Annotated in this window: 8 protein-coding genes; 7 read left to right on the top strand and 1 reads right to left on the bottom strand. The window is 44.9% G+C overall.

The genetic code is table 11. From position 1 onward, the window contains the following. Positions 1–140 precede the first annotated feature (140 nt). From QUA54_RS05230 to QUA54_RS05210, 5 genes are read left to right on the top strand one after another with little or no spacing between them, the layout of a single operon-like run. Positions 141–1118, top strand: coding sequence for a hypothetical protein (locus QUA54_RS05230; RefSeq protein ID WP_333413676.1), 978 nt, complete (start codon positions 141–143; stop codon positions 1116–1118). Continuing rightward, positions 1103–2023: a MoxR family ATPase gene (locus QUA54_RS05225; RefSeq protein WP_333413675.1), complete on the top strand. Its 921-nt coding sequence runs from the start codon at positions 1103–1105 to the stop codon at positions 2021–2023. Before QUA54_RS05230 ends, QUA54_RS05225 begins: the two co-directional genes overlap by 16 nt. Then, positions 2020–3297, top strand: a complete 1278-nt coding sequence (locus QUA54_RS05220) for a hypothetical protein (RefSeq protein WP_333413674.1) — start codon at positions 2020–2022, stop codon at positions 3295–3297. Before QUA54_RS05225 ends, QUA54_RS05220 begins: the two co-directional genes overlap by 4 nt. Positions 3298–3317: 20 nt before the next feature. Beyond that, positions 3318–8072, top strand: a complete 4755-nt coding sequence (locus QUA54_RS05215; protein ID WP_333413673.1) for a CHAT domain-containing protein — start codon at positions 3318–3320, stop codon at positions 8070–8072. Positions 8073–8083: 11 nt separating this feature from the next. Then, the gene (locus tag QUA54_RS05210) at positions 8084–8428 is read left to right on the top strand and encodes a hypothetical protein (protein ID WP_333413672.1); all 345 of its coding nucleotides are present in this window, start codon (positions 8084–8086) and stop codon (positions 8426–8428) included. 347 nt (positions 8429–8775) lie between these two features. Here the strand turns inward: QUA54_RS05210 and QUA54_RS05205 are convergent, their stop codons facing one another. Continuing rightward, on the bottom strand, positions 8776–9141 hold the full coding sequence (locus QUA54_RS05205; RefSeq protein WP_333413671.1) for a helix-turn-helix transcriptional regulator: 366 nt from the start codon (positions 9139–9141) through the stop codon (positions 8776–8778). 290 nt (positions 9142–9431) lie between these two features. Between QUA54_RS05205 and QUA54_RS05200 the strand changes: the two genes are divergently transcribed. Together QUA54_RS05200 and QUA54_RS05195 are read left to right on the top strand one after the other, a co-directional pair. Then, positions 9432–12413: a DUF3987 domain-containing protein gene (locus QUA54_RS05200; protein WP_333413670.1), complete on the top strand. Its 2982-nt coding sequence runs from the start codon at positions 9432–9434 to the stop codon at positions 12411–12413. Beyond that, entirely contained in the window at positions 12395–12670 is a 276-nt protein-coding gene (locus QUA54_RS05195; RefSeq protein ID WP_333413669.1) for a hypothetical protein, read from the top strand. The genes QUA54_RS05200 and QUA54_RS05195 overlap by 19 nt, the downstream gene beginning before the upstream one ends. Positions 12671–13307: the final 637 nt, after the last annotated feature.

The following is a 13307-nucleotide window of genomic DNA, read 5'->3' as shown; positions in this document are numbered from 1 at the left end:
TACCACCCGAACTGCATAAAGTATGCAGAGATGTATTTTTGGATTGCCCTCAATTTCAGAGTTATGAAAGGCTTCGTTTATTTTGTAAAGGGTTAGAGCCACTGTATTTTTTGTATTTTGAGCTAAAAAATGCAGAAAGCTTGTCAGCTTTATTTGAATTAAATTTACCGATTTTACTGGAAAGGAAACATAAACAATATGGCTGGATATTTCCTATTTTTGTTGACGCTTTGAAACCTCCTGACGAAAATGACGATCGTCGAAGTCGCTTGAATGACCTGTATGCTAAAATAAAAGCACATCAAGAACAGCATAGATCGGAGGAGCGGACATCAACATATATATATACATTCGACGACAATAGGCGGCTTTTTAAATCTCTTCTCCAAATTGACTTTGAAGAACAGCAAGAGGAGGTAACAAACGCTCTAAAATTACAACAATCGCTCAAGAGAGCAGCCGCATTTCTGATTCATGGGGAGGAAAAGTTTGGACAAGAAATTTTAGTTCATCGACTCTCTCAATTACCAGAATTGCGGAATGGTCGGCGCATCAAGATAAAAATGGCTATGATGGATGATGTCTCTGATTTATGGAATGCAGTTGCTGCTGAATTAACGGGGGGTTCCAACCAGGTAAGTTACTTGTCGCCAGACCAAGTGATGGCTTTAGTTATTGAATGTTTGAAAACTCAACACTTAATTTTCATTTTTACTGAGGTTCACCGTAGTTGTATCGGATTTATGTCTGAATTAATCGAACAATTTTGGCAACCTATGGTAGATATAGTTAATTTAAAGGAAACTTACTTGGTCATGTTTCTAGTGGATAATAAAGGAAAAACCTGTAAATCTGGAATGCCTTTAGCTTGGCAAGTTTGTCAGCCGGAATACCCCAAAGTTCCCCTGCACTTGCCGCCAACAACCAGATTTTTACATAAAAAAATTTCTCAATGGTTGCAAATGGCAGTAGCCACAGAAGTCGTACCCGAAAGTTTATCTGTTGAGACATTGCTAAACGAGTCTCAAGGTGGTGTTCCAGAACTTGTGTATCAAAGAATTTGTTATCACTGCGATTGTAGTTGGGAAGGAGGGTTGGCACAATGGTTGATTCAGTGATTCCTCGCGTATATACGGGTACAAAGCAACCGTCTCCAGAAGAGCGGGAACTTTATGGAATAGAGCCTTACTACCCTTCAGAAGAGTTGATTGAAGCGGTCAACCTGACTATCTTTTTACAGAAACGTCCTTTATTAGTGAAAGGCGAACCTGGATGCGGGAAAACTCGACTGGCAGAGGCAGTTGCTCGCGAGTTAGGATTACCTTATGAAGCCTGGTATATCAAGTCTACAACTAGAGCAAAAGAAGGACTCTACACTTACGATGCAGTTGGTCGCCTTCACGATGCTCAATTGGTACGGTTTGATGACGAACAGCGGTCTAAAGTAAAAAAGATAGGTGAGTACATTAAATTGGGTTCTTTGGGTCGTGCTTTTCAAAACGATCGGCGGACTGTGCTACTAATCGATGAGATTGATAAAGCCGATATAGACTTCCCCAACGACTTACTACAGGAGTTAGATGAGGGCAGATTTACTATCCAGGAAACGGGAGAGGAAATTAAGGCAAAGCAGCCACCGATTATATTTATCACCAGTAACGACGAAAAAGATTTATCGGATGCCTTTTTACGCCGTTGCTTATTCCGCTATATTGAATTTCCTTCTGAATCAGAATTGGTGAAAATTCTTCACGCTCACTTTCCCAATTCATCATCAACAGTCATCGACAAAGCAGTTAAGCGCTTTAAAGACCTCCGAATACTGATGAAAAAGGACTATAGCGGAACGGGTAAAAAGGTAAGTACCAGCGAGTTAATTGATTGGTTTACTATTCTGCGACAACATCCTGAAGACCAAGCCTTAGCTAAACTCAATGGAGAACTGCCTTTTGCTGGCGCTTTGCTGAAGTCTTGGAAAGATTATCGGAACTACGGGAGCACGCCAGGGGAGGAGAAAAAATGAATCCGGCTGAAGTGCATTTACTGAATGTTTTGCTGAGTCTTTTTAAGGAGTTGCGAAAGTGGGGTCTTCCTCTAGGTGTGGAAGAGTATATGTTGGCGTTACAGGCATTGCAAGCTGGTTTTGGTATCGGAGATCGCAACTCCCTAGAACGACTTTGCTGCACGCTGTGGACAAAATCTAAACCAGAAGCTTGTCTGTTAAAACGACTGCTTGATGAAGTCATAAAGCAACCTGTGGAAATCCCTCAATCCACCCCGACTGAATCGCCACAAAGGGAACGAGAAACATCTGAGCAATCTCAAACTCAAACCCAATCGAAGGAACCTGAAAAATCTGCCACTTCTTCCACACCTTCACCCGTTTCACAAACATCAGAACTATCCTCATCTGAAGCTTTAGAAGAACCCACTTCGCCTGCTGAAATTCCCCCAGACATACCAGACATAGACGAACCAGAACAGGTCATTCAAGCAATTCGGCAAAATTGGGATAACAGCTTAGAAATGAGCTACTACCGGCAAAATCCCGTCGATGAATACTTGCCTGTTACTCCCCGACAGATCAAGCAAAGTTGGCGTTTTCTCCGCCGTCGAGTGCGGGAAGGTACGCTAGCAGAATTGGATGTGGAAGGTACGGTAGAAAAAATTTGTCAGCAAGGGATTTTACTAGAACCCGTGATGATGCCAAGCTACAAAAATCGAGCCGAACTCGTGTTACTCGTTGACCAAGGCGGTTCGATGGTGCCTTTTCATCATTTGTCCCGTCAATTAATAGATAAAGCGCAACAGGGTGGAAATCTCACTAAAATCCGCGTTTACTACTTTTATAACTATCCTGAAAAATATCTATATACTGACCCCAATCGGCTCAAATATCAGCTAGTGACAGACGTTGTAGGAGCGATCGATAGCAGGACAGGGGTATTGATAGTCAGCGATGCAGGAGCGGCACGGGGAAATTTGAATGAAGTACGAAAAGATTATACGGTAAAATTCTTAAAACAGCTAGAACAGTCAGTAAGTTATTATGCCTGGTTGAATCCCATGCCGAATGATAGCTGGCAGGATACCACTGCTGGCGAAATTGCTTGTTTCGTACCAATGTTTGAAATGAGTCGCGAGGGATTGAATGCGGCTATTAATACTTTGCGAGGACGCTATGTTTATTGGGAGCAACCCGTTCGAGGTATCTTAATAGAAGAGCTTGCGAACGATGTAGTGGAAAAAGAAAAAAATCAGGCTAAGCTGCCGACAAGAGTTTCCCAATACATTTGAATGATGTGGAGAGTCAATCTGTGAGCAACCCAACAGGCTTAATTCCTATCTCCGGCTGCGATAATGCCAATCGGATCGGTGATGTTATTTTTGTTCACGGACTGGGGGGCGATGCGCGAGAGACTTGGCATCCCAAAAAGAAACGCGACGATGATAATTTCTGGCCGATGTGGTTGGGAGAAGAATTATCCGATGTCGGTATTTGGTCGTTGGGGTACGAGGTAGAACCCTTTAAATGGAAGGGCAACACCATGCCGTTGGTGGATCGGGCGACCAACACTTTAGCTGTTCTAGACTCCCATGCAATAGGCGATCGCCCCCTAATTTTCATTACTCATAGTTTAGGAGGGCTGTTGGTCAAGCAAATGCTGCGCCACGCTTGGGATTATGGAACTCCTGAATGGAAACTAATCGTCGAGCAAACCAAAGGCATTGTTTTTTTATCCACGCCTCACTCCGGCTCCAATATGGCGAATTGGATTAAATATATTGGGGGAATTCTCCAAACCTCTGTCAGCATTGACGAGCTAGAAGCGCATCATTCCCGGCTGCGCGAACTGAACGAGGTGTATCGCAATCACGAATATCTCAGCCAAATTCCCATACAGGTCTACTGCGAGAAGCAAAAAACATCTGGGTTTCTCGTTGTGGACGAGACCAGCGCTAATCCTGGAATTAAAGGTGTAACGCCTATTCCAATGGATTGCAACCACATTTCCATTTGCCGTCCGGAGTCTAAGGAGAGTTTGATCTATCGTCGTGTGAACAAGTTTATCAGGACACATCTGAGATCTTTGTATCCCGTCCAACCTGAATCCTTCTTATCAGAGCCACTTAAGAATCAGAGCATTGCCGTGACATTGCCAAGTTCATCGGCAGAAGAAACCAGTACGAAAAATTATGATGATGAAATTGCTGTCGAGCGAGTTGTCGGATTTCTTCAACAATTCGATCGCGCGCATTTCGACTTAGCTTGTCATGCCGCATTTCCACTGGTAATCACGCCCGACTTACTTTACCAAATATGGCTGCGCTTCTTACCACAAGCACCTTGGACAGCAGTTGCTCGCGTACTTCTATCTCGTTTGTGCCGTGAGGTAGGGTATGAGCTTTACGAGATGGATATTGCTGTCCGCAATTTGCTGTTAACAGAACTCAAGGATAATGAGGAGTTTAATCAAGATAAGCCCAGATTAGAGGAATTGGCAGATTTTTTGACAACCTATGTAGAACGACAGTTTGCTGGGGACAATCCTCATACAAAAAAATTAGCACAGGGACAGTATTGGACAGCACTTGCTTATACTAAACCAGAGCAACTTAGCCGCGAACTATTAGAAGCCATTAACTCTAGATTGAAAGAAACAAATTGGAAAGAACTATTTCGCTTATCTTCATTAGTAGAAACTTTTGCCGAACCACTGGCTGAATTGGCTCCACTATTGATTACTTATGCTCGTGGCATGGCAAGTTTTACGGTTGGAGATGTAGAAAGTGCAACAGAACAATTCAGCAAGTTACCAAGACGCGATCGCTTGGTGGATATTGACGGAGTAAGTTTATCAATTCCTGATGAAGTTCCTCTAACTACAGTCGAACTAGGTTTTTTGCTAGAGTTGCTACGGGTTATCTCAGACAGTAATGGCGATCCACAAATAGTTTATCCAATCTTACAAGAGAACTTAGACAAGCTTGATGAAAGTTTCGCTGCGTTATTGCGTAGCTGGGTAGCAAATTTTGTGTCACTACAAGAACTAGAACAAGTACAAGTAATTCTAGCAATTATTGTAAGTCTTAGCAATCTACTGACCAATTTCCCACTGGGAAGTAGGGCAAATAACTTGGAGATTGCTATTACTGGTTACGAAATGGCTTTGAGCAATTTTACTTTCAAGAGTTTCCCAGAACAAAGGGCAATGACTCAAAATAATCTAGGTAGAGCTTTCAGCCAACGAATTAGGGGAGAAAGAGCTGAAAATTTAGAAAGAGCGATCGCTTGTTTCCAGTCAGCTTTAGAAGTGCAAACTCGCGAAGGTTTCCCCACACAGTGGGCGATGACTCAAAATAATTTAGGTAGAGCTTTCAGCCAACGAATTAGGGGAGAAAGGGCTGAAAATTTAGAAATGGCGATCGCTTGTTTCCAGTCAGCTTTAGAAGTGCAAACTCGCGAAGCTTTTTTGATACAATGGGCGATGAGTCAAAATAATTTGGGAATGACTTATAGTCAGCGCATTCGGGGAGAAATAGCCGAAAATTTAGAGATGGCTATCCATTATTTATTAGCAGCTTTGGAAATATTCACCCGCAAAAACTTTCCTGAAGGTTGGGCAGATATTCAAAATAATCTGGCAGTAGCTTACACAAAACGTATTAGAGGCGATCGCACAGAAAATTTAAAACAAGCTATTGATTATTTAAAAAATACTTTACAAGTTTATACTCGTGAAAATTTTCCATATAACTGGGCAGAAACTCTGAATAATTTAGCAACAGCTTACAGACAACATATCAGAGGTAAAAAAGCAGAAAAATTAAAGCTAGCAATTGACTATTGTAAAGCTGCTTTACAGGTTTATACTCGTGAAGAATTCCCAATTAACTGGGCAGAAACTCTGAATAATTTAGGTTGTGCCTATCGAGAAGAAAATATAGAACAAGCTATAAGTTATTTTGAAGCTGCTTTAGAAGTATATACTTGTGAAGCTTTTCCTCAAGAGTGGGCAAATACTCAAAATAACCTAGGGATTGCTTATCGAGATCGCATCCTAGGAGAGCGTTCAGAAAATCTAGAGCAAGCTATTAATTGTTTTATGAAGGTTTTGCAGGTTTATACTCCTGAGGCATTTCCTCAAAAGTGGGCAGAAACCCAGAATAATTTAGGGATTGCCTACCTAGAACGTATAGGAGGTGATCGAGCAGATAATCTAGGACGGGCTATCTACTCTTTTCAAAATGCTTTGCAGATTTATACTCGTTCATCCTTTCCTCAAAACCATTTAGAAACTCTATTCAACCTTGCGTTTGCATATCAAAATACCCGGCAGCTAACTAGCGCCTACGATATTTTTGATAATATCATTGAGAGCCTAGAATTATTTCAATGTAGGACATTTTATGGATGGGAAATCCAAGAGGGACAGCAAGAATTTACCGAACAGTTAAACAAAGTTTATCAACACATGGTGGAAGTGTGCTTACAACTGGGCTATACCGATAAAGCTATTGAATACGTTGAGCGGAGTAAAGCACGTAGCTTGGTAGAACTCATTGCTAACCACAATCTTCATCCAAAAGGCAATATTCCAAACTCTATCGTGAACGAGTTACAACGCCTGCGTTTGGAAATTTCAATAGAGCAGCTACGGCCTGAAACCAAAGAAAAAAATCGATTCCTTGATGGTGAAACCCTTCTAGATGGCAGTCTATTGTTAGGTGATAGTTCGCTTGTTCCACAAAAACGGATTCGACTCATTCAATTGCAGCAGCAGTTAGATCAGTTAATTAATCGTGAAATTTTAGCAATAGATCCAAATTTCAATCATACTCAACTTGTTAAACCTATAACTTTTGGTCAAATCCAATCTATTATCCCCAATGAAAGAACCGCAATTCTGGAGTGGTATCTACAAGATGATAATTTCCAGACTTTCATCATTACCCCACAGTCTGATGTTCCTTCAGTTTGGCAAGCTTCAACGTTGGATAGTTCAGCCTTAATTGAATGGGCTAATGAATACTTCCAAGATTACCAAGAAAATAAACAACATTGGCAAGAACAACTCTCGCTGCGACTTCAGAACTTGACTCAAATACTACATTTTGATGAGATACTGAACTACTTGCCTACAACTTGCGATCGATTAATTTTGATTCCTCATCGCTTCCTCCACTGTATCCCTCTCCATGCGCTTCCACTTGCGGATGAGTCATATCTGCTCGACCGTTTTCCCGGTGGAGTCTGCTATGCTCCCAGTTGCCAGCTATTACAATTGGTTCAAACTAGGCAACGTTTTGAGTTTAGCCATTTCTTCGCTATCCAAAATCCTAACGATAACCTAGCTTGGACTGATATCGAAGTAGAAGCGATTAAGCAATTCTTCCCCTATGCAGATATTTTAGCTAAAGCTGCTGCGACAAAGGATGCACTTAGTAACAAACCACTGAGTTTATATCATTGCTTGCATTTCTCTAGTGGGAGTTACTTCAATACTAGCTCTCCCCTACTGTCAGCTTTAATCTTAGCAGATGCTCCTATGCCTAACGCTCCTACCAATTCCGATCCCATTCGGTATCTCCCATTAGGTGCAAATGAAGTCATTGACCTAAGCAAATGCCTTACTGTAGAAGAAATTTTTAAGCTCGACTTGAGCCAATGTCGCTTAGTTACTCTTTCTGCTTCTGAAACAGCCCTAACTGACTGGACAAATAGTAGTGATGAGTACATTGGCTTTCCTAGTGCTTTTTTATTTGCAGGCAGCGCCAGTGTAGTGGGCAGTCTTTGGGCTATTAACGACTTATCAACAGCTTTATTGATGATTAAGTTTTACCAAAATATACAAATAGGTTTGGCAGTAGCAGTTGCTCTCAACCAAGCCCAATTATGGCTCAGAGATATCACAAAAATAGAACTTGAACAATTGATAAACGCAAATCAGTTGCCACTAAACCCAGCAGTTAGGATGAATCTGCGTCGTCGTTTTTCTAGATTTCGGGATGATGAGCAGCCATTCCGCGAACCTTTCCACTGGGCTGCATTCTGCGCTATAGGTCAATAGGAATAAAAAAAATGGCACTGTCCCCTTACGAAGAAACTATCCTAGATTTTATCTATATTACCCAAAACCAACCCGAACTATTTACAGCAGAAGACCGTACTGATTTTGCCAAATTGCTAGCAACACTCCCAGAGGATGTGGAAGAAATTTCCAATGCGATCGCGATCTGGTGCGATACCCATCCTCACATACTAGATGCCATTTTTGCCCTACCTGTTGAAGAAGCCAGCCTTCGAGCAGCAGGTGGTCGCAATACTCCCCTCACGGGTAAAGAGGCTAAGGATGCGATCGAAAATACAGTTCGCGAGAGCAGCCCTCCCCCACAACCAAAATCTTCTCCCCAGAAACCAGGATAGTGGTAAACTACCCACACTGACCCGAAGCGGCTACAGTGTGGGCTTTTAGTAGCCCTGAACTGTCAGTGCTGATATTGCAACACAAACTGTTCGAGTCTCCAGGCTGGTAGGGAAAATCTTTACGAATGCGTTCAATATCAATTAAGCAGGTACAACTCGGCACAAATCTAGTAAATAAATGGTAGTGGTAGTTGATAAATGACTACTTTTTGTTACTATATTTGGGTTAAATAAGTAGTTAAATTAATTCCATATCACATTAAATATTAATTTTCATTAAATATGAATTTTGCAGGTATAAAATTATTAAAAGTTTGGCGCTACATCTATCTTAGATTGGTACCATCCTAGCGAGGGATCTGCATCAACGCACTTGTTGCATAAATTGATGGATGGTCAACTGATTTCCAGCAACGCGCGATCGCCATCAACAATTCAGGAATCTCCTCAGCAGAAATCTCCTTAATTGCATTCTCCACACCCGCTCCTTCCACCAGCTCCCCAGCTACCAGCGAACAAAAATGTTTGCGTGCTCCCGGAGCAATCTTCTGCATCGCCTCCAACAGGTTGTCGAGCATCTCGTCAGTTACACCCTTCTTGCCGTGCCTAAACTGCGACACCAGACTCTCGCTGACCCCAGCAACTCGAGCTAGGGCTTTGCCACTGATGTCATAACGTTTCAAAGTATTGTGGAAGGCTTCATAAATTAGCATTAAGATTTGTCACCTTAATTCACTGTGGGTGAATCTAGATTTACCATTGGTAAATAATTGGGGTCAAATTGGAGGTTTTTGATGGAGACTGACCTGCATCCACAGCCGCATCAAGCTTTTTGGCTGGGGAAGCAAAATTGGGTGCTATTTAACTTTAGCAAAATTAGGAGGTTTGCCAACACAAATTGCCAAATTTTTAGCAAAAACTTCTCGGTAACCCGGAGCCGGCACTTGGAAGATGTCAAAACAGGCATCGCCCAATTCCTCTCATATTGCTTGGAGGTGCATCGATGAGCGACATTAATCAGGCTCCCCAGACGATCGCCCAGACACTCGACTGGCTCCACAATTGCTTGGGCCGACCTGCGCTGCCGGAATGTCCCAAGGAATGCGAAAGGGACTGCGACGTTCCCGGAGGCAAAGCGCCTGCTTGGATAAACCAGAAAGGAAAAGCAGTCAAAGTCAGTTGGAAACCCTATCAAAACCAATTGCCAACTCAGGCAAACTTAGCGAAGTGGTTCGCCCGCACCACTGGCATCGGCACTCTCGGCGGCGGACCTAATGCACATGGTCACTACATCGCCTTTGTCGATCTAGATCGCAAAGAAAAAGTCTTCTCCTCGCCACAAGCTTTTGAGGCGCGCCTTGAACAGTGGTTCAACGACTACCCCCTCCTGAATGTCGCCCCTCGATTTCGCACCCCTTCGGGCGGATACCGAGTCATCCTCGCCTTCACAGAAGAACCAGATTGGACAGCCTTCAGCCTAGATCGAGACAGGTCCCGAATGGGCGAACTGCTTGCCCGAAACGGCGGTCACACCCTGCTACCCCCTACTGTCGGCGCGAACGGCATCCCGTACCGCTGGGAATATTTTGTTGCATATCCGCCTACCGTTGCCAAACCGGAAGATGTTGGTATTTACCCGACACGGCAACAGCACCCGTCTATTCCTGCCAACACCTCGCCCCGTTCTGCAGGAAGTTACGTCCCCGGCGCAATTCGCCTGGAAGACCTCCTCTCCCACCGCGCCAAAGACATTCTGACAGGTGGTGCCAAAACAGGCGATCGCTCCGACGCCCTGACCGCTCTCGCCTCCGAATGCTACGGCTGGGAAGAGTTCTGCCACCGCTACAGTATCTCCTACTCCGGCACCACTGAAATCTTAGCCGAGTACGCCTGGGGGCAAATGGAAGACAGCAGCCGAGATCCCTACAAATGGCAGCGCATCCTCAAAACCATTAGCCCCTCCGCTTGCCAAACCGCCGCCGAATATCACAGCGGAGACTCTGAAAATTGCTGGAAAAAGATTTACCGGCTGGATCGAGAAACCTTCCAGGCTTCATGCCCCCCTCACATTAAAGACAGGATTTTAGGAGAATGGGGTATCGACAAGCGCCCCAGGGCATCACCGACCGCGAGCCAGCAGCAGCTCAATTCTCAAAAGTTACAAGCAGATGCGCCAGAGAGCATCCCGCCAAACAACGGTGAGGTTACAGATAATTTTTACCCGCCGGATTCTGACAGCAAACAGAAAGAAAACCTGCTCCTCAAATATATCGATCGGCTCCTGGAACGGGGCAACATTCCCCTGTCAGAACGAAGATCCGAGTGTGCCCAAATCGCTCAAGCTTTGGAACTCGACCCCAAATACGTCGAACAAATCGTTTTAACCCGACTGCAAGAATGGCAGTTCGCAGAAGTCGAAAGCGAAAAAACCCTTATTGAAGATTTAGTTAGCAAGCGCAAGCAGAGTCTCGACTTGCACCAAATTTTACCGCCTGAAATTGCCTGCATCCTGGCACAAATCGCTGCTGCAATGCCCACCAGCGCCGAACACCTGCTGACAGTAGGTTGGTCAACCTTCGGCTGCGCGATCGGCACAGCCGCTGAAGTTGTTGCTTGGTCTGGATTCAAACAAAAGTCCTGCGTGCTGTGGACGATTAGCACCGCCCGGTCGGGGAAGCTCAAAAGTCAAACTCAAGAAGTTATGGTCAATCCCATCCGGCTCTTGCAGCAGGACGCCAACAGCGAATATTGCATTGCCCTCAAAAGCTACAAAGAAGCACAAAAAGCCACCCAGCAAAATCGAGCCCCTGACAACCCGCCAGAAGAACTCCCACCCCCACCCGTTCCCCGCGAGTATTGGGTCGAACACATCACCGTAGAAGCCCTGATCCGCACCATCAACGAAAATCCGCGCGGCTTCCTCGTCCACCGCGATGAAATCGATGGCTTCTTCAAAGCCCTCAACAAATATCGGGCTGGCAAGGGGGACGACGAAGCTTTTTACCTCACCCTCAACAACGGCGGCGGTCCCAAAGTCATCCTCATTGATCGCGATCGCCGAGTCGAGGTGGAGAGATCGTGCGTCCCCATCACCGGCACCATCCAGCGCAAGACGCTTGACGAAGAGATGACGCCCCGCAAAATTTCCAGCGGCTGGATGGCCCGGTGGGTAATCTGCTTGGCCCAGATGCCCAAACGGCGGCGGACGCGACTGCCCTACCCCGACATTGACGCCTTTCTCAAAGACATCTACCACAAACTTTCCGTCCTCAAAATGCACTATCGTCCCGTTCAAAATGAGGAGACAGGCGAAGTGCTCAGAGATGAAACGAACCGCACTGTTTACCAGGGTTTTCCCATCACTTACCACCTCAGCGACTCGGCTGCCGACTACTACGAACAGCACTTTTTCAACCCGATGGTCGAGCGCGAAGAAGCTGAACTGAATGAAGGCTTCCAGCTAGCCATGTCCAAGTGGAGTGGGTACTGCCTGCGGATTGCCCTCATCCTGCATTGCTTGCACGAAATCTGCAAGTTGAAAAACCCGGATGGCACCCTCAAAACTTACTTGCAGTTGAAAGAAGAGTGGAAGCTCTCAGGCAGGGAACATTCCGAGAAGCCTTTTGAGATTGAAATCCCTACCTTGATTGGGGCCGACATCATTCAAAAGGCGATCGCCACCAGCTACTTCTACATCAACCAGGCTGAAGTGCTTTACAAAGGGCAGCAGCAAGATGAGGACGATACAGTTCCGGTCATCCAGAAACTGATTCAGAAATCAGAAGAGTTGCGGGACACGGTTGCTGAAGGTTGGATCAGCACCCGTGAAGCATACCGCAACTGTCGCGAACTCGTTGCAGGAGCTAAACTGCGCCAGATGTCGAACACGGACTTTACGGCTGCGGTCTTCAACCAAATGGTTTCGATGAACCTCGGTGAAACGAAAAAGGTCGGCAAGTCTTTCAAGTGGCGGATTCTAAGATAATTGTTGCTCGGCCACGTTTTGGCGGTTATATCATTTCCGAAAAACCCTGCTACAAACACGAGCGTTGGGTTGATTCGCAAGTCAAAGCCAACAAAAAAGTTGCTACTGTTGCAGAATTTTTCGGAAATGGTATTAGTTGCAAGCCCGCAGAGCGATCGCGCGAACCGAGTTGCAAGTGCAGTCCAGGGTATTTGTGGCAACTTGCAAAAAATGCCGTCCTCCGACAGCAGCGATTCTTCCAAAGTTTTCCAGAGTAAGCGATTACGTTATCAATAATGACAGTTGTGACGATTCTCAACCGTCATTGACGATCGCGCTTCCCGCCTGGAGCGCTCTATACGGTGGGGCTGCTCGTACCGGAGTCAGAATCGTCAAAACCAGGCAGGGCATTCCTCAAACCGCATGATAGAAATCTGATCTTGGAAAGTATTTGCACTGTCGGTTGTGGGCGATCGCAATTGTCACCGGATACCTAATGACCGCTAGTTTAAAAATTGCGTTGACGATTTGACGATAGTTTGAAACTCCCGCAGAACAAGCTGTTCCCTCGTCAATAGCAGCTTCGACGATTGAAAATCGTCATTGACGATTCCTCAGCACATCCCAAGAGATTTACGATCGCCCGCAGGTGAGCGTACTGGTAACAGTGGCAACCTACAAACTGCTAGTTCGCCAAGCCGGACTTGTCAAAATCGTCAGAATCGTAGAAAACTCGCAGAACACCAAAATTTGTGTTGACGATTTGACGATTCCCTAAAACTCTTGCCCCGTAAGCACTTCAATCGTCAGTAATAGCTTTGACGATTTTGAATCGTCATTGACGATTCACTGTTGACGTTACTCACGGTAATCACATCAAGCGCCTATAGTCTCCTATTTTTGTGTTGACGATTT

The sequence above is a fragment of the Microcoleus sp. MOSTC5 genome (assembly GCF_036701825.1).
Classification (GTDB): Bacteria; Cyanobacteriota; Cyanobacteriia; order Cyanobacteriales; family Microcoleaceae; genus Microcoleus; species Microcoleus asticus.
The sequence above is the reverse complement of the archived record's forward strand: the minus strand, read 5'-3'. Positions and strand labels throughout refer to the sequence as shown.